General features: G+C 73.5%; 18 protein-coding genes. 11 read left to right on the plus strand and 7 right to left on the minus strand.

Annotated features, from left to right (window positions below; translation table 11 throughout):
* Positions 1 to 176: 176 nt before the first annotated feature.
* The 3 genes from IF55_RS16885 to IF55_RS16895 all read left to right on the plus strand — a co-directional run bounded on the left by IF55_RS16885 (position 177) and on the right by IF55_RS16895 (position 2548).
* Entirely contained in the window at positions 177 to 659 is a 483-nt protein-coding gene (locus IF55_RS16885; protein WP_030877201.1) for a helix-turn-helix domain-containing protein, read from the plus strand.
* 133 nt (positions 660 to 792) lie between these two features.
* The gene (locus IF55_RS16890; protein ID WP_030877198.1) at positions 793 to 1296 is read left to right on the plus strand and encodes a hypothetical protein; all 504 of its coding nucleotides are present in this window, start codon (positions 793 to 795) and stop codon (positions 1294 to 1296) included.
* Between the two features lies 1 nt (position 1297).
* Positions 1298 to 2548 carry an MAB_1171c family putative transporter gene (locus IF55_RS16895; RefSeq protein ID WP_030877197.1) on the plus strand — a complete coding sequence of 417 codons (1251 nt, stop codon included), beginning with the start codon at positions 1298 to 1300 and terminating at the stop codon, positions 2546 to 2548.
* On the opposite strand, the gene IF55_RS16900 is transcribed toward IF55_RS16895, so the two are convergent.
* The gene (locus IF55_RS16900; protein ID WP_030877195.1) at positions 2509 to 4284 is read right to left on the minus strand and encodes a hydroxysqualene dehydroxylase; all 1776 of its coding nucleotides are present in this window, start codon (positions 4282 to 4284) and stop codon (positions 2509 to 2511) included. The two genes, IF55_RS16895 and IF55_RS16900, sit on opposite strands and share 40 nt — an antisense overlap.
* Positions 4285 to 4491: 207 nt before the next feature.
* Here IF55_RS16900 and IF55_RS16905 point away from each other — a divergent pair, with 207 nt between their 5' ends.
* The gene (locus tag IF55_RS16905; protein ID WP_030877194.1) at positions 4492 to 4800 is read left to right on the plus strand and encodes a 4a-hydroxytetrahydrobiopterin dehydratase; all 309 of its coding nucleotides are present in this window, start codon (positions 4492 to 4494) and stop codon (positions 4798 to 4800) included.
* 97 nt (positions 4801 to 4897) lie between these two features.
* Here IF55_RS16905 and IF55_RS16910 read toward each other — a convergent pair whose 3' ends face one another.
* A complete protein-coding gene (locus tag IF55_RS16910) occupies positions 4898 to 5401 on the minus strand; it encodes an Asp23/Gls24 family envelope stress response protein (protein ID WP_030877193.1) in 504 nt (167 codons plus the stop codon).
* 201 nt (positions 5402 to 5602) lie between these two features.
* On the opposite strand from IF55_RS16910, the gene IF55_RS16915 reads away from it, so the two are divergent.
* From IF55_RS16915 to IF55_RS16930, 4 genes are all read left to right on the plus strand, one after another.
* Positions 5603 to 6148, plus strand: coding sequence for an RNA polymerase sigma factor (locus tag IF55_RS16915; protein ID WP_030877191.1), 546 nt, complete (start codon positions 5603 to 5605; stop codon positions 6146 to 6148).
* Positions 6139 to 6771, plus strand: coding sequence for an Asp23/Gls24 family envelope stress response protein (locus IF55_RS16920; RefSeq protein WP_048832080.1), 633 nt, complete (start codon positions 6139 to 6141; stop codon positions 6769 to 6771). Before IF55_RS16915 ends, IF55_RS16920 begins: the two co-directional genes overlap by 10 nt.
* Positions 6768 to 7157, plus strand: coding sequence for a hypothetical protein (locus IF55_RS16925; RefSeq protein WP_030877185.1), 390 nt, complete (start codon positions 6768 to 6770; stop codon positions 7155 to 7157). Before IF55_RS16920 ends, IF55_RS16925 begins: the two co-directional genes overlap by 4 nt.
* A 148-nt stretch (positions 7158 to 7305) precedes the next feature.
* The gene (locus tag IF55_RS16930) at positions 7306 to 8220 is read left to right on the plus strand and encodes a class I SAM-dependent methyltransferase (protein ID WP_030877183.1); all 915 of its coding nucleotides are present in this window, start codon (positions 7306 to 7308) and stop codon (positions 8218 to 8220) included.
* A 38-nt stretch (positions 8221 to 8258) separates the two neighbouring features.
* On the opposite strand, the gene IF55_RS16935 is transcribed toward IF55_RS16930, so the two are convergent.
* The 3 genes from IF55_RS16935 to IF55_RS16945 form a co-directional block, all read right to left on the minus strand.
* The gene (locus IF55_RS16935; RefSeq protein ID WP_030877179.1) at positions 8259 to 9089 is read right to left on the minus strand and encodes an aldo/keto reductase; all 831 of its coding nucleotides are present in this window, start codon (positions 9087 to 9089) and stop codon (positions 8259 to 8261) included.
* Between the two features lie 187 nt (positions 9090 to 9276).
* On the minus strand, positions 9277 to 11076 hold the full coding sequence (locus tag IF55_RS16940; RefSeq protein ID WP_030877177.1) for an AMP-dependent synthetase/ligase: 1800 nt from the start codon (positions 11074 to 11076) through the stop codon (positions 9277 to 9279).
* Between the two features lie 241 nt (positions 11077 to 11317).
* A complete protein-coding gene (locus tag IF55_RS16945) occupies positions 11318 to 12223 on the minus strand; it encodes a LysR substrate-binding domain-containing protein (RefSeq protein ID WP_030877175.1) in 906 nt (301 codons plus the stop codon).
* A 222-nt stretch (positions 12224 to 12445) separates the two neighbouring features.
* Between IF55_RS16945 and IF55_RS16950 the strand changes: the two genes are divergently transcribed.
* A complete protein-coding gene (locus tag IF55_RS16950; RefSeq protein WP_030877172.1) occupies positions 12446 to 13501 on the plus strand; it encodes a bile acid:sodium symporter family protein in 1056 nt (351 codons plus the stop codon).
* 840 nt (positions 13502 to 14341) lie between these two features.
* Here IF55_RS16950 and IF55_RS39760 read toward each other — a convergent pair.
* Positions 14342 to 15019 carry an MFS transporter gene (locus IF55_RS39760; RefSeq protein ID WP_398244714.1) on the minus strand — a complete coding sequence of 226 codons (678 nt, stop codon included), beginning with the start codon at positions 15017 to 15019 and terminating at the stop codon, positions 14342 to 14344.
* Entirely contained in the window at positions 14962 to 16053 is a 1092-nt protein-coding gene (locus tag IF55_RS41460) for an MFS transporter (RefSeq protein WP_398244653.1), read from the minus strand. Before IF55_RS41460 ends, IF55_RS39760 begins: the two co-directional genes overlap by 58 nt.
* Before the next feature lie 64 nt (positions 16054 to 16117).
* Between IF55_RS41460 and IF55_RS16965 the strand changes: the two genes are divergently transcribed.
* Both IF55_RS16965 and IF55_RS16970 read left to right on the plus strand, forming a co-directional pair.
* Complete coding sequence (locus IF55_RS16965) at positions 16118 to 16888, plus strand: ArsR/SmtB family transcription factor (RefSeq protein WP_030877169.1); 771 nt, start codon at positions 16118 to 16120, stop codon at positions 16886 to 16888.
* A 108-nt stretch (positions 16889 to 16996) separates the two neighbouring features.
* Positions 16997 to 18430 carry an MFS transporter gene (locus IF55_RS16970; RefSeq protein WP_030877159.1) on the plus strand — a complete coding sequence of 478 codons (1434 nt, stop codon included), beginning with the start codon at positions 16997 to 16999 and terminating at the stop codon, positions 18428 to 18430.
* Positions 18431 to 18451: the final 21 nt, after the last annotated feature.

Raw genomic sequence — 18451 nt, forward strand, 5'->3', positions numbered from 1 at the left:
GGGACGCTCCCGGTTGGCCGATTTCCCGCCAAGGCGGCTGCCGGGACGCCCTGTTGTCAGCTCTGACGGATGAGGGTTGACTGTAGAGCGGCGCCGCCTCCCGGCGGCGTCCGCGAACGGGGGCGCGCGGAACGGGCGGCCACGCCCGTGGGACCGCCGCAGTCAGGGGCGAGGACATGACCAGAGGCGAGTCGGCGGCACCGGGCCACTCCGGCAGGCCGATCCTGCGCAAACTCGACCAACGGCTGAACGAACTGATCGCCGCGGTCTACCCGGAGGAGCGCAAGCGGCCCGGCTACGCCCGGCTCGCCAAGGAGATCAGCGAGCGGACCGGCGGCGCGATCTCGGGCACCTACCTCTGGGAGCTCGCCACCGGTCGCAAGCGCAACGTCACCCTGGAACAGCTCGACGTCCTCGCCGAGTTCTTCGGCGTACCCCCCGGCTACTTCCTCGACGACGACGTCGCCGAGCGCGTCAACGCCCAGTTGGCCCTCGCCGCGGCGCTGCGCGACACCCGGGTGCGCAACCTGGCGCTGCGGGCCGAGGGGCTCTCGCCCGCCAGCCTCGACGCGCTGCTGACGATGGTGAACGAGGCGCGCAAATTCCAGAACCTGTCGACCGATGAGGACCCCGATCATCCCACCACCACCGAGCGCTGACCGGGGCCGGCCGCCGCCGGCCGCACGAGGTTCGCCGACGCCACCGAACCCGTCCGAGCCTCTGCCCGTCCCAGGGGGCCGTCCGCCGACAGGCGCGATCCACGCGCCTCGAACATGGTCGTAGGAGCACCGCATGCACCCTCGCGACATCCGGTTACGTCGCCGCTGCAACTCCGCGCTGGCCCGGCTCGACCCGCCGCGGCCGTTCTCCGTGACAGCGCTCTGTGACCAACTGGCCGAGCAGCGGCGACGCCCCATCCACCTGCACCCGCTGCCCGCCCACGCGGCCGCGGCGGGCACGTGCGGCATGTGGCTGGCGACCGAGACGGCGGACCACATCTTCTTCGAGCAGCGGACCGGACGGCTGCACCAGGAACACATCGTCCTGCACGAACTCGGCCACGTCCTGCTGGACCACTACGCGCTCGGCCCGGACGGCGACGCCGCGGCCGGCCTGCTGCCCGACCTCGACCCCCAGCTCGTCCACCGCCTCCTGCGCCGCACCAACTACACCACCCCCCAGGAGAAGGAGGCCGAAACGCTCGCCGGACTGATCCGGACCAGAGCGGAGGCCGCGGGCCGGCGGCTCGACGGGGTACTGGGCGACCTCCAGGCCGCCATGGGCGTACGCGGCTGATATGCAGCCGGGGCTGCCCACGTGCGTCGCCGGGTTCCAGGCCGTCTCGACCGCGCTGCTGATCGCCGCCGTCCTGTGGCGGCTGCCCTCGGTCCTGCGCCGCCCCCAGGAGCGCCTGCTCTGGGGCACGATGGCGCTCACCGCCGTGTCCATGGCCATGGACCTGCCGCCCATCGCCCGGCTGCTGAGCGACGGGCCCGCCTCGATGCGCACCCTGGCCGTCACCAAGAACGTGATCGGGGTGCTCTCCGCCTGCGGCGTGCTGTACTTCGTCGCCGCGTCCGGCGGAAACCGCCGGTTCAAGCGGGCCGTCCTGTTCGCCGTGCCGTTCGTCCTGGCCGCCATGGTCCTGATCGCGTACGGCGTGGACGCGCCCGACGCGGAGGCCGCCGTCCCCGCCCCCGCGGGCGCCCCGCGCACCGTCGGCTACTGGCTGCTCCTCGGTTCGACGCACCTGGCCGCCGACGCCTCCTGCGCCGTGATGTGCCGCCGCTACGCGGGCCGCAGCGTGGACCGCAGCCTGTCCGTGAGCCTGGCCCTGTTCGGCTGCGGAGCGGTCTGCGCCGGCCTCTACTGGGCGGGCCGGCTCCTCGGACTGCTCACACCGCTCGGCGAGGCCGGCCGGTATCTGCCCATCGCGTGGGGGCTGCACGCCGTGCTGCGCGCCGCCGCCCTGCTCGTACGCGATCTGGCCGCCGTCGGCCGCGCCGCCTCGGACGCCCGCGCCATCTGGCTGCTGTGGCCGCTGTGGCGGGCCCTGGTGGCGGCCGTGCCGCACGTCGCCCTCAAGAGGTACCGGCTCCGCGGCACCGAGCTGCTGTGCGCCCCCTCCCACTGGCGCTATCTCGTGTACCGCAAGGTGATCGAGACGCGCGACGCCATCCTCGTGCTCCAGGACTACGCGGGCCACGCCACCTTGGAGCGCGCCCGCGGCCATGTCGCCGCCGCCGGCCTCCCGGCCCGCGCCGCCCGCCCCGCCGTGCTCGCCTGCGTCATCCGGGAGGCCTGCGCGGCCAAGCGGGCCAACCTGCGCGAGGGCGGCCAGGAGAGCGCGGCCATCGAGGTGGACCGCGGCGAACTGGCCGCCGAGATCGACTTCCTGCTGGAGGTGGCCGAGGCGTACACCTCGGCCTGTGTGAAGTCCTTCGTGAAGACCTTCGGAACCTCCGTGGATGATCCGGCCGACGCCCCGGCCGGGCCCCCGTTCGGCCGTCAGCCCAGATCGAAGGCGTTGCGCAGCCCGAGCCGGTAGCGGATCTCGTCGTCCCGCTTGAACGGCGCGAGCTCCGGCGCCCGGTACAGCGGCGTGATGGCGCATCGCTCGGCCCCCGAACCGACGGCGTCCAGCAGGGCGTTGACGGCGGCCCGCGCGGACGCGTTCGCGCCCTCCATCGTCGCGAGATCGACGTCGGTCGCCACATAGTCCCCGGAGAGGAAGAGGTTGGGGATCGCGGTGTGCGCGGTGGGCCGGTTGTACCAGGTGCCGGTCGGGTGGATGAACAACTGCTCGTCGTTGGTCGGGCGCCCGTTGCCGATCACCACGGCCGGGCCCAGGAACCAGGAGTGCAGCGCCGCGTCCCGCAGCACCGTGCGGCCCGTGTCGTTGAGCCCGGCCTTCATCTGCGCCCACACCTCGCGCGCGACCTCCTCGCGGGTGCACTCCTTGGCCGTCTTGCCGTAGAGGATGCCGCGCCGGCCCCACTCGGAGACGTCCACCGACAGGCAGTCGGCGACAGTTCCGTCGCCGTAGTGGCGCGGGAAGTCGCGCCCGGTCCAGTACTGCGCCTGCCCGACCGCCGTGATCGACCACGGCGAGTCGATGTGGTTGATGTGCCCGCGCAGGATCGGCGTCGGCTCGGTCAGATAGAACTGAATCCCCGTCATCCAGTCCGTCTCCAGCTTGTCGCAGCGCGCCAACTGCGGGTCGGCCGCCCGTACCGCCTTGTTCCACGTCGTACGGGCGTGCTCCACCGGCATCGCGGAGACGAAGTGGTCCGCGGTGACCGACCGCCGCGCGCCCCGCTCGTCCGTCAGCACCGCCTCCGAGATCCGGCCCCCGGCGAGCGTGAGGTCCTGTACGGCCCAGCCGGTGCGGAACTCCACGCCCAGGGAGCGCAGATACGCCGCCCACGGGTCGATCCACGCCTCATTGGTGGGCGCGTTCAGCACCCGGTCCGGCTGCCCGTCCGCGCCCCGGCCCAGCAGGTTGTAGAAGAACGCCTCGAAGCAGTTGGCCACCGTCTTGGTGCTCGCGACCTCCGCCTTCGTCGCGACGATGTTGCGGGTGATGCCGATCGCCAGCAACTGCTGGTAGTTCTCCGACATCTTCGCGGCCTTCAGGAACTCCCACCACGGGGTGCGCTCCCAGGTGTCGAGGCGCCGCTTGTCGCAGCTCGTGAAGAAGACCAGGACGCGATTGGCGAAGTACGCGATCTCGTGGGCGGGCAGCTTCGAGAACGTCTCGAACAGCGCGGTCAGCGCCCGCAGTACCGCGTCCGGGGTGAGCACGGGCGGCGGGCTGCCGACGATCTGGAACGGCAGCCGGATGTCCTCCTTGCCGATCCGGGCGAGCATCACCTCGGAGGAGGAGACGAGGTTGTCGTGGCAGCCGTTCGCGTTGCCCGGGAAGGGGATGCGGCGCAGGGTGTCCGGGAGGTTGCGGTACCAGCCGGGGATGAAGCGGAACCCGTGCTCGCCCGGCAGCGGCTTGCGGCCGCCCCGCGCGCTGCCCGGCACGTCCATGCTGCGCGCCTTGCCGCCGAGCGCCTTCTTCTCGTACACCGTCACCTTGAAACCGCGCTCGGCGAGTTCGTGCGCCGCGGTGAGCCCGGCGACGCCGCCGCCGAGCACCGCGACGGTCCGCCCCGCGGACGGAGCGGCGCGGCGGCGCGGGGCCGCCGCCGTCGCGCGGCCGGTCAGCGCCGCCGTGCCCGCGACCGCCGCCGCCCCGCCGATGAAGCCTCTTCGGGTGCTGCCGGTACCGTCCATGCCCCTGATCCCCTACCGTCGGTAACCCTGTCACGTCCGGCGCAGGAGCATAGAAGCGGCGCGCCGCCCCCGGAAGGCAACCGCCGACACACCCGCACATTGGCGCGAAAGAGACCGCGGCACGGGGCAGGCTGGACACACCGCCGCTCATGAAGAAACCGTTCACCTGTGAAACGTCACCTATGAAGAAGGCGAAGGGGCAGCGTCATGGCAGACGTCCAACCGCTCTCACAGAAAGACGTCGAGGAGCGCCTCCAGGAGCTCCCCGGCTGGTCCACCGACGGCGACAGCATCAGCCGTGACTACACCTTCGACGGCCACTTCCAGGCGGCGGCGATGGTCGTCCACGTCGCGCAGATCCAGGAGGAGCTGGGCCACCACTCCGAGCTGACCCTCGGCTACAACAAGATCTCCATCACCGTGAACACGCACAGCGCGGGCGGCAAGGTCACGGGCCTCGACGTCGAACTCGCCCGCCGCGTCGAGCAGATCGCCCCAGGGCACGGGGCGCGCTGACGCGTACGGCCCGCGCCGACGCGTACGGCCCGCGCACCGACGACCGCACGGCCCTCCGGCATATGGGAGGGCCGTGCGGCCGCGGCCGGCGTCCGGGCTACTGCACCCGCGTCTCCGCCTCGTCCTCCGTCGTCTCGTCGGGCAGCCGCACGTCGATCACGGCGATGTTCACCTCCACGACCTCCAGCCCCGTCATCCGCTCCACCGCGGCGATCACGTTCTCCCGGATATCGCCCGCGACCTCGGTGATCGGCACCCCGTACTCGACCACGATGTCGAGGTCCACGGCCGTCTGCCGCTCGCCGACCTCCACCTTCACGCCGCGGGTGACGTGCGAACGGCCGCCGGGCACCCGGTCGCGCACCGCGCCGAGCGTACGGGCCAGCCCGCCGCCCAGCGCGGCCACGCCCGGCACCTCGCGTGCGGCCATTCCGGCGATCTTCTCGACCACGCCGTCCGCGATCGAGGTCTTCCCGCGGGTGGCGGGCGCGGTGTCGGCGCCGGCGGGACCGGCCTGCACGGTGGCGCCGCCGCCCTGCGGTGTCCCGCCGGTCCGTGGCTCGTTGACCGCGGCGGTGGCCGTCTTCGGGGACGTCGACATGGGCTCTCTCCTCGGTTCGTCGTCGGATAGCTCGTCCTGACACCTGTTCGGACACGGCCCGTCGCCTTGCGTCACGCGCCGCCGCGGATTTCCTATCCTTCGCTCACCGCGTGAGGAACGCGGTTCCCGTTACGTCGAACAGGATGGCCGCCGGAGAGGCGGAACGGAACCGGGCCGAACGGAACGGAAAGGAGCCGGCGAGTGCCCGAACGCAGCGACGCACTGCTGGCGGTGCGGGCCGGGGAAGGCGACGAGGGGGCGTTCGAGGTGCTGGTACGGCGGCACAGCGCCCCGCTGCTCAGCCTCGCCACCCGCCTCCTCGGCAGCCGCGCCGACGCGGAGGACGCCGTGCAGGACGCGTTCGTCAGCGCCTGGCGCAGGCTCCCGGAGTTCCGCGGCGACGCCGCCTTCTCGACCTGGATGTACCGCATCGTGACCAACCGCTGCCTCAACGTCCTGCGCGCCCGCCGCCCCACCCAGGACCTCGCCGCGATACCGGAACCGGCCGCCCCCGAGCACGCCGCGTCCCCGGTCCGCGCCGCGGAGGGCACGGCGGCGGTCGAGGCGCTCAGCGTCGCCCTGACCGGGCTCACCCCCGAACAGCGCGCCTGCTGGGTACTGAGAGAACTGCACGGACTCTCGTACGGCGAGATCGCGGAGGTGGTGCGGATCAGCGAGCAGTCCGTACGGGGCAGGATCTTCCGAGCACGGCGCTATCTGACGGAGGCGATGGGCGCATGGCGCTAGACGACGCGACCGACGACGCCACCCTGCCGTGCGGCCGGACGCTCAGCACGGTCTGGGACAGCGAGGGCGACGACCCGCACGTCGCGGGCTGCCCGCACTGCCAGGAGGCGCTGGCCGGGCTGGGCGTCCTGGACAGCTACGTACGCCAGGCGCGGGCCGCCGCGGACCCGCCCGCCGAGGAGATCACGGCGCGGGTCATGGATCTCGTACGGGCCGAACTGCGCCCCGGCCGGCCGCTGCCGCTCGGCGAGCCGGAGGAGGACGCCTGGATCGTGGAGACCGCGGCCGCCCGCACCTTCCGGGCCGCCGCCGAGAGCCTGTCCGGCGTCCTCGCGGGCAGTTGCCGCGTCGTGCCGCTGGACGCCGAGGCCGTCCGCGGCACGACGGAGCGGGGCCGGGCCCCGTACCGGGGGCCGCTGCGCGTGACCCTGGAGGTCGCGGCCACCGCGGACTGGACGGTTCCGGAACTGGCCGACCGGGTACGGGAGTTGGTCGCCGAGGCCGCCCGCCGCACGGTCGGCATGGACGTCGCCGAGATCGACGTCTCGGTGGTCGACATCCTCGACGAGGAACCGCCGACCACCCGGCGGAGCAGTCGGGACGGCGAAAGGAGACCCCGATGACCGGCACCGCACCGCAGCTCGCCCACGTGCTGACGGCGGCGGCCGACGCCGCCCGCGCCACGCCCGGCGTCGCCTTCCTGCGCCCCGGCCTCGCCGACGTGGTGCGCGGCGCCGCCGCCCGCCGGCTGCCCGCGGGCGCCGGGAGCGCGGTGACCGCCTGGGGCGCGGCCCGGACCCGGGTGGCGGGCGTCCGCGCGGAACGGACGCCCGGCACGGGCGGCTGGCAGCTCCGCGTCCACCTGGCCGTGCGCCGCGGCCACCAGGCCCTCGCCGTCACCCGCGCGGTACGGGCCGCCGTCACGTCGGCCGTCGCCGCGGCCGTGACCGAGGCGGGCGAGCCGGAGCCGCCCATCGCGGTGACGGTCACCGTCACCGACATCACCTGACGCCGGGGCGGCGCAACCCTGCCCGGCCTCCGCCGAAAGGGCGTTTGCGGGAACGGCAACAGGGTTTGGCGAAACGCGCGGCCCCATCGGACGCTCGTACCCGCGGACACGCACGTACGCACGAGGCCAGGCCGAACCGGAGGCAGCGATGACCGACCAGCAGCAGACCCACCAGCACGGGCACCGGCACGGGCACGGGCACGACGACGCGCACATGGACTGGGACGTGATGGCCCCGCTGCTCGAACTCGGCGCCGAAGTGACCTCGCCCATCGTCGACCAGGCCGCGGTCTGGCTCCGGGAGCGCACCGAGGCGGCCGGCCTCCCCAAGGTCCGGCGGCTGCTCGACATCGGCAGCGGGCCCGGCGTCGGCGCCTGCCAGCTCGCGCGGGCGTTCCCCGAGGCCGAGGTCGTCGCCGTGGACGGCACGCCGGCGCTGCTGGAGCGGACCCAGGCCCGCGCCGCCGGACTCGGCCTCGCCGAGCGCGTACGCACCCACCTCGCCGACCTCCCCGACGGGCTCGCCACGGTCGGCGACGCCGACCTCATCTGGTCCTCCATGGCCCTGCACCACATCGGCGACCAGGAGTCCGCCGTCGCCGGGCTCGGCCAGGCGCTGCGCCCCGGCGGCCTCCTCGCCATCGCCGAGGGCGGCCTGCCGATGCGCGTGCTCCCGCGCGACATCGGCTTCGGCCGCCCCGGCCTCCACAGCCGGCTGGACGCGCTCAACGAGGACTGGTTCAACGAGATGCGGGCCGGGCTGCCCGGCGCCAAGGAGGCCGTGGAGGACTGGCCCGGCTTCCTCGCCGCCGCCGGGCTCACCGACGTACGCAGCCGTACGTTCCTGGTCGACCTGCCCGCCCCGCTCGGCGCGGACGCCCGCGCGTACGTACAGGCCCAGCTCGCGCGCCAGCACGAGGCCGCCGAAGAGCGCCTCGACGCCGAGGACCGCGCCGCGCTCGGCCGCCTCCTCGACCCCGAGGACCCCCAGGGCCTGATGCGCCGCCCGGACGTCTTCCTGCTGAGCGCCCGCACGGTGCACACGGCGGTGAAGCCCGCCTGACGCGGCGGCCGGGGGCGGCCCGCTGAGGGGGCGGGCTGTCAGCCGTCGAAGCTCTCCGGGTCCGGGCCCAGCCGGGTCCCGGAGTCCAGCGTCGCGAACGACGCGATGTCGTCGTCGTCCAGCTCGAAGCCGAAGACGTCGATGTTCTCCTTGATCCGGGACGGGGTCGCGGACTTGGGGATGACGATGTTGCCGAGCTGGAGGTGCCAGCGCAGCACCGCCTGCGCCGGGGTGACGCCGTGCTTGCGCGCGATCTCCGCGATCTTCGGGTCGTCCAGCAGGCCCTTGCCCTGGCCCAGCGGGGACCACGCCTCGGTGGCGATGTTGTGCTGGGCGTGGTAGGCGCGTGCCTCGGTCTGGGCGGACTGCGGGTGCAGCTCGATCTGGTCCACCGCCGGGACGACGGACGTCTCGGCGGAGAGCTGTTCGAGGTGGTGCGGCTGGAAGTTGGAGACGCCGATCGCCTTGGCCCGGCCGTCGGAGAGGATCTTCTCGAAGGCCCGGTAGGTGTTCACGAACTCACCGCGCCACGCCATCGGCCAGTGGATGAGGTAAAGGTCGATGTAGTCCAGGCCCAGCCTGGTCAGGGAGGCGTCGAAGGCGCGCAGCGTCGAGTCGTAGCCGTGGTCGGCGTTCTGCAGCTTCGTCGTGACGAACAGCTCGCCCCGGTCGATGCCGGAGGCGGCCAGCGCCTTGCCGGTGCCCTGCTCGTTGCCGTACGCGGCGGCGGTGTCGATGCTGCGGTAACCGGCCTCCAGGGCCTGTCCCACCGCGGTGAACGCCTCGTCGTCGGCGATCTGCCACACGCCGAAGCCGAGCTGCGGCATTTCGACGCCGTTGTTGAGAGTGATGGAAGGAATCCTGCTCACGCTCGATCCGTCCTTAATCGTCGGAATGCTGATACTTCATGGTGGCTCACCGGCCACTTGGCCGCATGCGCGCGGGTGGGGCAGCGCGATCGCTGCGCACCCAGTGCAATGTCATGCGCACCGCAAACTACCCGGGCCGCGGCGCTGCCATGCCCGCCTGATGTGCGCGTGCCCGGTACGGCGTCGGTCACGTCCGGTACAGCGCGTCGACCTCCGCCGCGTACGCGCTCTCGATCGCCTTGCGCTTCAGCTTGAGCGAGGGGGTGAGCAGCCCGTCCTCCTCGCTGAACGGCGCGGCCAGTATCCGGAACGTACGGATCGACTCGGCGTGCGAGACGAGCGTGTTCGCGGCCACCACCGCCCGCCGGACCTCCGTTTCCAGGTCCGGGTCGCGTACGAGCGCGGCGGCGTCCGGCACCGGCTTGCCGCGCATCATCAGCCAGTGCGCGACGGCCTCCGCGTCCAGGGTGATCAGCGCGGCCACGTACGGACGGTCGTCGCCGACCACGATGCACTGGGCGACCAGCGGATGGGCCCGGACCCGCGCCTCCAGGGCCACCGGCGACACGCTCTTGCCGCCCGAGGTCACCAGGATCTCCTTCTTGCGGCCGGTGATGGTCAGATACCCGTCCTCGTCGAGGGCGCCGAGGTCCCCGGTGGCCAGCCAGCCGTCCCGGAGCACCGCGTCGGTCGCCCTGGCGTCGCCCAGATACCCCGCGAAGACCTGGCCGCCGCGCAGCCACACCTCCCCGTCGTCCGCGATGTGCACGGTGGTGCCGGGCACCGGCCGCCCCACCGTGCCGAAACGGGTCTGCTCGGGCGGGTTCGCGGTGGCGGCGGCCGTCGACTCGGTGAGCCCGTACCCCTCGAAGATGGTGACGCCCGCGCCCGCGAAGAACAGCCCGAGCCGCCGCTCCATCGCCGAGCCGCCCGACATCGCGTGCCGCATCCGGCCGCCCAGGGCCTCGCGCACCTTGGCGTAGACGACCTTGTCGAAGAACTGATGGCGCATCCGCAGCGTCGCGCTCGGGCCGTGCCCCGTGCCGAACGCCTTGGCCTCCACCGCCTCCGCGTACCGCACCGCCACGTCGACGGCCTTGTCGAAGGGGCCCGCCTTCCCCTCCGCCTCGGCCGCGCGCCGCGCGGCCGCGAAGACCTTCTCGAAGATGTACGGGACCGCCAGCACGAACGTCGGCCGGAAGGACTGGAGATCCGCGAGCAGCACCGGGGCCGCCAGCCGCGGCTGGTGGGCCAGCTTGACCCGGCCGCGCACCGCCGCGATCTGCACCATCCGCCCGAAGACGTGCGCGAGCGGCAGGAACAGCAGCGTCGACGCCTCGTCGTCGGGCCGGGAGTGGAAGACGCTCTCGTACCGCTGGACGATGTTGTCGGTCTCGGCCATGAAGTTGGCGTGCGTGATCACGCAGCCCTTGGGCCGGCCGGTGGTGCCCGAGGTGTAGATGACGGTCGCGGGGGAGTCGGGGGTGAGCGCCAGCCGGTGCCGGTGCACCACCTCGTCCTCGATGTGCGCCCCGGCCGCGTACAGCTCCGCCAGCGCGCCCGCGTCGAGCTGCCAGAGCCGGGCCAGCCGCGGCAGCCGGTCGATGACGGAACCGACGGTCATCGCGTGGTCCTCGTGCTCCACGACGCACGCGCACGCCCCCGAGTCGTAGAGCGTCCAGAAGACCTGCTCGGCGGAGGCCGTGGGGTACAGGGGCACCGGCTGGGCGCCGATGGACCACAGGGCGAAGTCGAAGAGCGTCCACTCGTAGCGGGTGCGGGACATGAGGGCCACCCGGTCGCCGAACCGCACGCCCTGGGCGAGCAGCCCCTTGGCGAGCGCGAGCACCTCGTCGCGGAAGAGCGCCGCGCTCACGTCCTCCCAGCGGCCGTCGGCGCCGCGGCTCAGCGCGGCCCGGTCCGGGTCCTTCTCGGCGTGCTCGAACACGGCGTCCGCCAGCCCCCCGACGGGGGGCGCCGTCGCCATCGGGGGGACGGTGAACTCGCGCAACTACCCGCTCCTCGTAACACTCCGTATCCGCATGATGTCGCGACCGTATCCGATCCGGCACGGCTCCAGAACACCTTCTCGGCGGCTCGAAGACGCGGCCCGGCGCGCATCTGCACGGAATCCCCCCGACGCGGGCACTGGGCCGTTACCCCAGGACCGGACCAAGCGGCGACGCCGGGGCCGGGCCGGGGCTTCTGCCTGAGGCTGGGTCGGACGGTCAGCCCAGGGCCGGGCCGGGGCGGGGCGCCCCCTGGAGCCGGTCGCCGCCGGCCAGGATCGCCTCCGCGAGCGCGTCGGCCGGCCCCCGCGCCGAGCCCGCCCGGGCGCCGTGCAGCAGCACGATGTCGATGCCGCCGAGGTCGGGCAGGCCGGCCCGGGCCGGAACGCCGAGCAGCCCCGGCGGGATCATGCCCCGCGTGTGCGCCATCACGCCCAGCCCGGCGCGCGCCGCCGCGATCAGCCCGTTCAGGCTGCGGCTCGTACACGCCACGCGCCAGGGGCGGCCGTGCCGCTCCAGCACCTCCAGGGCGCGTGCGCGGGTCACGCCGGGCGCGGGGAACAGGACCAGCGGCAGCGGCCGGTGCGGGTCGATCCGCAGCCGCGCGCTGCCGATCCAGACCAGCTTGTCCCGCCACACCAGTTCCTCCCGCAGCCCGCCGGGGCCGCGCGGCTCCTCCGGGTGGCGCTTGGCCAGCACGAGGTCGAGGCGGCCGGCGGCCAGCAGCTCGTGCAGCGTCTCGGACAGCTCCACCGTCAGCTCCACCTCGACGTCCGGGTGGTCGCGGCGGAAGGCGTCCAGGATCTCGGGCAGCCGGGTCAGTACGAAGTCCTCGGAGGCGCCGAACCGCAGCCGGCCGTGCAGCCGGGTGCCCGCGAACCAGGTGGCGGCCCGTTCGTTGGCCGCCAGGATCGTACGGGCGAAGCCCAGCATGGCCTCGCCGTCCTCGGTGAGCTGCACGCTGTGCGTGTCCCGGACGAAGAGCTGCCGCCCGGCCTGCCCCTCCAGCTTGCGCACCTGCTGGCTCACGGTCGACTGGCGCACCCCGAGGCGCTGCGCGGCCTGGGTGAAGCTGAGGGTCTGCGCGACCGTGAGGAAGGTACGGAGCTGCGCCGGATCGAACATACGACCAGGCTAGTCGCGTTCCGGCGGGTTATCGCGTTGTGTGATGACAGTCAGCACGGTCAGAGGGGTTCCCGATGTGATCGAACAGGGGCAGGCTGGAGCGGGCACCGTGCGGGCCGGCCGAGCCGGTCGGCGAAAGAGCGCGAAAAAACGTTACAGCGGACACCGTTTCGGCCGGTTCTCCCGAAGCGGGAGCAGCCGGCCGCCGATCGAAGAGAGACCATGCGTCGCCCAGCCTTCCTGTCCAGACTCCCCGTGGACCCCTACATCTGCGCACTGCTGGGCACGGTGGCCCTCGCCGCGGTCCTGCCCGCGCGCGGCGGGGCCGCGCCGGTCGCCGACGGCGCGTCCACGGGCGCGGTGGCGCTCCTCTTCTTCCTCTACGGAGCGCGGCTGTCCACCCGCGAGGCCATGGACGGCATGCGCCACTGGCGACTCCACCTGACCGTACTGGCCTGCACGTTCGCCATCTTCCCGCTGCTCGGGCTGGCCACCCGCGGCCTCGTCCCGTACGTACTGAGCCCCCAGCTCCAGACCGGACTGCTCTTCCTGTGCCTGGTGCCGTCCACGATCCAGTCCTCGATCGCCTTCACCTCCATCGCGCGCGGCAACGTGGCGGCGGCCGTCTGCGCGGGCTCCTTCTCCAGCATCATCGGCATCGTCCTCACCCCGCTGCTCGCCGCCCTGGTCCTGGGCAACAGCGGCGGCGGCTTCTCACCGGACTCGCTCGTCTCGATCCTCCTCCAGCTCCTCGTGCCGTTCGCCGCCGGGCAGTTGCTGCGCCGCTGGGTCGCCGGCTTCCTCGTACGGCACAAGAAGGTGCTCGGCTACGTCGACCGCGGCTCGATCCTCCTCGTCGTCTACGCGGCCTTCAGCGAAGGCATGGTGCGCGGCATCTGGCACCAGGTCACGGTGTGGCGCCTGCTCGGCCTGCTCGCCACCGAGGCCCTGGTACTGGCCGTGATGCTCACCCTCACCACCGTCGGAGCGCGCAAGCTCGGCTTCAACCGCGAGGACCGGATCGCGATCACCTTCTCCGGCTCCAAGAAGAGCCTCGCCGCCGGCCTCCCCATGGCCACCGTCCTCTTCGGAGCCGAGGCCGGCCTGGCCGTCCTCCCCCTCATGCTCTTCCACCAGATGCAACTGATGGTCTGCGCCGTCCTCGCCAAGCGCTACGCCCGCCAAGCCGCCACCCTCCCCGACCCCCCGGAAACACCCCCGGCCCCGGGGCGACCCGGCACGCAACCCTCCGGCGCACGGGCCGACGCGGCCGCGTAACCATCGGCGGCACCACTACGGGACGGCGCCCCGGGGGACGGGTCTGCGCTCTTGGCGGGGCTCTCCTGTAGTGCCCGGGTGCGCCGTGTGTCGGCCGGGGAGCCGTATGCGAGTGGTTGCGACGGTCCCCAGTTGCCGCCCGGCGTCAGGCGAGGCCGGCGGCGGGAAGGGCTCGGGCCGCGCGCCCTTGGCGCGCTGCGCCGTACCGCCCCGGTACAACGGTGGGGCCCTCGACGGCCCACTGTCCGTACTCGCCGCCGCTGCCCAGCGCCGGGGGCGGCGGCTGGGGCGGCGGCTGGGGCAAGGGGCCGTGCCGTATCGGCTCTCTGCTATGAGGGGCGCGGCTCCGGCTCGGTGCCGGCGCCTGGTTCCGGAGGCGGGGACCGGGTGTGGGCGGCAAGCGGTAAGGGCAAGCTGTGTGCTCTTTGCGGGACCCCACCGCGTTGCCGCGGTGAGGAGGGGCGGGGGAGAGCGTTCATAGGTGCCGTTGCCGCCCGGCGGGAGGCGTGGCGTCGGGGAGCAGGGGGCGTGGGCCTTCGGCGGGCTGCGCGGTCTTGCTCGCGCGGGCGGTGTGCCGGTGGTGAGGCGCGAGGAGCGCGGGCCGTACTCGCCGCTTTTGAACGGCCTCGACGACGGGCGGTGGCCCGGACGGCCCGGGCGTGTACCCATGGCGCGTCCGGCCCGTATCGGCCCTGGGAACGCGCGAGGGGTGGGCGCGGTCCCTATCGGGACCGGTGCCAGAGGCAGGGCCGGCCGTGGGTGGCGAGCGCTGCGGGCGCTGCCGTGCGGCCCCGGCGTCCTGGACGGTATCGCCTCCGTGGTGGCGCGTACGTGGGGGAGCTACGACGGGGTGCCGTTTGTACTCGGCGTTGCCGTCTGGTGGCGGGTGACGGGCGGGGCTGGGAGGCCGGCCGAACCGGGGCCTCGGCGGCCGGTGTGCCAGGCGAGGAGGGCGCCGAGCGCGAAGGCCGCGGAGGCGATGACCGCCGAGAGGTGGACGCCGGCGACGAGGCTGCCGCCGGTCGCGGCGAGAGTGCCGAAGAGGGCGACGCCGATGGCGTTGCCCACTTGGCGGGCCACGTTGAAGACGGCGGACGCCAGGCCCGCGGCGTCCGCCGGAGCCGATTCCATGATCGCGGCGGTGGCCGCGGGAACGGTCATCGGGACCCCGAGCCCCGTCACGACGAGCGGGAACAGCAGCCACCCGTAGGCGGTGCCCGGCCCCGCCGCCAGCCAGCCGAGAAAGCCGACCGCTCCCAGCAGCAGCCCCCAGGCCATGGGCCGGTACGGGCCGAAGCGCGCGGTGAGCCGCCCGGACAGCGGCGCGGCGACGAGCACCATCACTGCTGCGGGCAGCAGGGCGAGCCCGGTGGCGAGCGGCCCGTACGCGCGTTCCTGCTGGAAGTAGAGGGTGGCGAGGTAGAGCAGCCCGTAGAAACCGAGGTTCAGCAGCACCCCGATCACCGCGGTCGCCGCGACCCCGCTCCGCCGGAACAGCGACGGCGGCAGCAGCGGCAGCCGCGGCGGTCGAGCGGTGCGAGCGGGCGCACCCTGAGCGTCACCACCGGCCGGGAGGGCGGCGGCATCATCCAATCGCCGCTCGACGACGACGAACGCCCCCAGAGCCAGCGCCGCGACGCCGAACGCCCCCGCCACGAGCGGCGAACCCCACCCTCGCCGCTCGCCTCGTTGAGCGCCGTCGCCAGCGCCGCGAGCCCCGCCACCGCCAGCGCCTGCCCCACCGGATCGAGCCGCCCTCGGCGGCCGCGAGTCGCGGGAGCGGACGCCGGACCATTCCCCCGGCCGGGCGCGGGCGCGTGGCCGTCGGGTCCGCCCTGGCCGCCGTCGCCTCGGCCGCGAGGCGCGGTGGGTGACGGGTGGCCGTTCCGACCACCCCGGCCGCCCCGGCCGCCCCGGACGCGGCGCGCCGGCCCCGGTACGTACCGCAAGGTCAGCGCCACCGCGAGGGCGCCCACCGGCAGGTTGAGCCAGAACACCGCCCGCCAGTCCAGCCCCGCGAGCATCAGCCCGCCGAGCACCGGCCCGGACGCGAACCCCACCCCGGAGACCGTCGCCCAGATCCCGAACGCCCGCGCCCGCACCGCCCGTCGCGGATAGGACTCGCCCACGAGCGCCAACGAGGCCGGCACGAGGAACGCCGCGCCCACCCCTTGCAGCAGACGGGCCGCGATCAGCGCCCCCGTGGTGGGCGCGAGGCCGCAGCCGATCGAGGCGAACGTGAAGGCGACGAGTCCGGCCAGGAACACCCGGCGGTGCCCGAACCGGTCGCCCAGCCCGCCGCCGAGCAGCAGCAACGCCGCGAAAACGGCGCTGTAGCCGTCGACGATCCACTGCAACCCGGCGGCCCCCGCGTGCAGCGACGTACGGATGCCGGGAACGGCGACCGTCACCACGGTGACGTCCAGCATGACCATGAAGTAACCGAGGCTGACCGCCACGAGCGGCGGCAACGGCATCGAGGGACGGGCGACTGGGCCCGGCCCGGTTGAGGCGACGGCAGGCTTGGCGGTAGCAGACTTGGCGGTGGACATGCCCAAAGTCTCGGACAGGATTACTTCGCCGCCCGACGAAGTATGGCCGCCCTACCCTTGCATCATGACCACGCAGCAGAACTGGGACTCGGACATCGCGCGCGCCGCGGCCCTGTTCGCCGACCCGTCCCGCGCCCGCATCCTCAAGGCGCTCTCCGACATGCGGGCGCTGCCCGCGTCCCTGCTCGCGGCCGAGGCGGGCGTCTCCGCCCCCACGGTCAGCGCCCACCTGGCCAAGCTCGTGGACGCGGGCATGATCAACGTCGAGAAGAACGGCCGCCACCGCTACTACCGGCTCACCGGCCCCGAGGTCTGCGCCGCCATCGAAGCCCTCGCCCTCATCGCGCCGCCGCTCCCCGTCACCTCGCTCCGCGAGGGCAGCCGCGCCAACGCCCTCCGCCGCGCCCGCACGTGCTACGACCACCTGGCCGGACGGCTGGGCGTGGCGCTGATGGGCGCCCTCATCGACCGCTCCCTGCTCACCGGCCACGACGGCATCCACCGCCCCGAACAGGCCGTCCGCGACCGGCTCTCCGCCTACGGCCGCGATATCGACTACCGGCTCACCGAGGCCGGCCGGCGCGAACTCACCTCCTTCGGCGTCGACATGGACCAGCTCCCCTCCCGCCGCCCCGCCATCCGCTACTGCGTCGACTGGAGCGAACAGCGCCACCACCTCTCCGGTGCCCTGGGCGCCGCCCTCACCCAGCGACTGTTCGAACTGGACTGGATCCGCCACGGCCCGAGCCCCCGCGTCGTCCACCCCACCGAAGAGGGCACGGCCGGACTCCGCCACACCTTCGGCGTACACACCGAGGAACCCAGCCGAGTCTGACCCCGGCCGCCTCGCCCGGCGCTTCGGCCCCGCCGGGGGCGCGTGTGCCGGGGCGCGTGCCCCCGTACGCCCGTGCGAGACCCACGAGGTGAATGGGAGCATGAGGCCATGCCCTCGACTGCCGCGCCCACGGAACTGCCTGACGACATACGCCAGAGAACCGCCCCCGCCTGGCTCGTGACCCTGCTGGTCTGCGCCGGGCAGTTCCTCGTGGTGCTGGACGTCTCCGTCGTCAATGTGGCGCTGCCCGCCATGCGCGGCGGGCTCGGGCTGAGCGAGCTGGGGCTGCAGTGGGTGGTCAACGCGTATGTGATCACCTTCGCCGGGTTCATGCTGCTCGGCGGCCGGGCCGCCGACATATTCGGCCGCAAACGGATCTTCGTCGCCGGGCTCGTGCTCTTCACCATCGCGAGCCTGGCCGGGGGCCTCGCCCAGGAGGCGTGGCAATTGGTCGCCGCCCGCACGGTGCAGGGCGTCGGCGCGGCCGTGCTCTCCCCGGCCTCCCTCACCATCCTCACCACCTCCTTTCCCGTGGGCCACGCCCGGACCCGCGCGATAGCCACCTGGACCGCCGTCGGCGCGGGCGGCGGCGCGGTGGGCGGACTGGTCGGCGGCGTGCTCACGGAGTATCTGTCCTGGCGCTGGGTGCTGCTCATCAACGTGCCCGTCGGCGCCCTCGTACTGCTCGGGGCCGCGCTGTGGCTGACGGAGAGCCGCCGGGGCGCGGGACGGCGGCTGGACATCCCGGGCGCGCTCCTGGTGACGGGCGGCCTCGCCCTGGTGGCGTACGGCATCGTGCAGACCGAGTCGAAGGGCTGGACCGCCCCGGCCGCCCTGCTGCCGATGGCCGCCGGGCTGGTCGTCATCGCCGCCTTCGTGGCGGTCGAGGCCCGCACCAAGGCGCCCCTGATGCCGCTGAAGCTCTTCCGCATCCGGTCGGTGTCGTCGGCGAACGCGGCGATGGTCCTGGCCGGCGCCGCCATGTTCTCGATGTGGTACTTCCTCTCCCTCTACATGCAGAACGTCCTCGGCTACACGCCCCTGCAAGCGGGCCTCTCCTTCATCCCGCACTCCCTGAGCATCGTCCTCGGCTCGAAGATCGCCCCCCGTCTCATGCACCGCATCGGCGCCAAGAACCTCGCCATCACCGGAGCGCTGATATCCGCGGCCGGCATGGTCTGGCAGAGCCGTATGAGCGCCGACGGCGCCTACCTCACCGACATCCTCGGCCCCGGCGTCCTCATGGCCCTCGGCGCGGGCCTGATGGCAACGCCCGTAGCCTCCCTCGGCACCTCCGGCGCCGACCCCTCCGACCAGGGCCTCGTCTCCGGCCTGATCAACACCTCCCGCCAGATGGGCGGCGCCCTCGGCCTCTCGATCCTCTCCACCGTCGCCGCCTCCCGCATCGGCTCCGGCGGCGGCAAGACCGCCATGGCCGACGGCTACGGCCTGGCCTTCGGCGTCGGCTGCCTCGTCCTGCTCGGCAGCGTGCTCATGATGCTCCTCACCCTCCCCCGCCACCGCGACACCACCCACCCCTGACCCCCGCCCCGCCGGCGTCTC

The organism is Streptomyces varsoviensis (genome assembly GCF_000718635.1).
GTDB classification, from domain to species: domain Bacteria; phylum Actinomycetota; class Actinomycetes; order Streptomycetales; family Streptomycetaceae; genus Streptomyces; species Streptomyces varsoviensis.

Coding starts and splice junctions, on each gene's coding strand:
- IF55_RS16885 (WP_030877201.1), top strand. CDS start 177: ATGACCAGAGGCGAGTCGGCGGCACCGGGCCACTCCGGCAGGCCGATC.
- IF55_RS16890 (WP_030877198.1), top strand. CDS start 793: ATGCACCCTCGCGACATCCGGTTACGTCGCCGCTGCAACTCCGCGCTG.
- IF55_RS16895 (WP_030877197.1), top strand. CDS start 1,298: ATGCAGCCGGGGCTGCCCACGTGCGTCGCCGGGTTCCAGGCCGTCTCG.
- IF55_RS16900 (WP_030877195.1), bottom strand. CDS start 4,284: ATGGACGGTACCGGCAGCACCCGAAGAGGCTTCATCGGCGGGGCGGCG.
- IF55_RS16905 (WP_030877194.1), top strand. CDS start 4,492: ATGGCAGACGTCCAACCGCTCTCACAGAAAGACGTCGAGGAGCGCCTC.
- IF55_RS16910 (WP_030877193.1), bottom strand. CDS start 5,401: ATGTCGACGTCCCCGAAGACGGCCACCGCCGCGGTCAACGAGCCACGG.
- IF55_RS16920 (WP_048832080.1), top strand. CDS start 6,139: ATGGCGCTAGACGACGCGACCGACGACGCCACCCTGCCGTGCGGCCGG.
- IF55_RS16925 (WP_030877185.1), top strand. CDS start 6,768: ATGACCGGCACCGCACCGCAGCTCGCCCACGTGCTGACGGCGGCGGCC.
- IF55_RS16930 (WP_030877183.1), top strand. CDS start 7,306: ATGACCGACCAGCAGCAGACCCACCAGCACGGGCACCGGCACGGGCAC.
- IF55_RS16940 (WP_030877177.1), bottom strand. CDS start 11,076: ATGGCGACGGCGCCCCCCGTCGGGGGGCTGGCGGACGCCGTGTTCGAG.
- IF55_RS16945 (WP_030877175.1), bottom strand. CDS start 12,223: ATGTTCGATCCGGCGCAGCTCCGTACCTTCCTCACGGTCGCGCAGACC.
- IF55_RS16950 (WP_030877172.1), top strand. CDS start 12,446: ATGCGTCGCCCAGCCTTCCTGTCCAGACTCCCCGTGGACCCCTACATC.
- IF55_RS41460 (WP_398244653.1), bottom strand. CDS start 16,053: ATGTCCACCGCCAAGTCTGCTACCGCCAAGCCTGCCGTCGCCTCAACC.
- IF55_RS16965 (WP_030877169.1), top strand. CDS start 16,118: ATGACCACGCAGCAGAACTGGGACTCGGACATCGCGCGCGCCGCGGCC.
- IF55_RS16970 (WP_030877159.1), top strand. CDS start 16,997: ATGCCCTCGACTGCCGCGCCCACGGAACTGCCTGACGACATACGCCAG.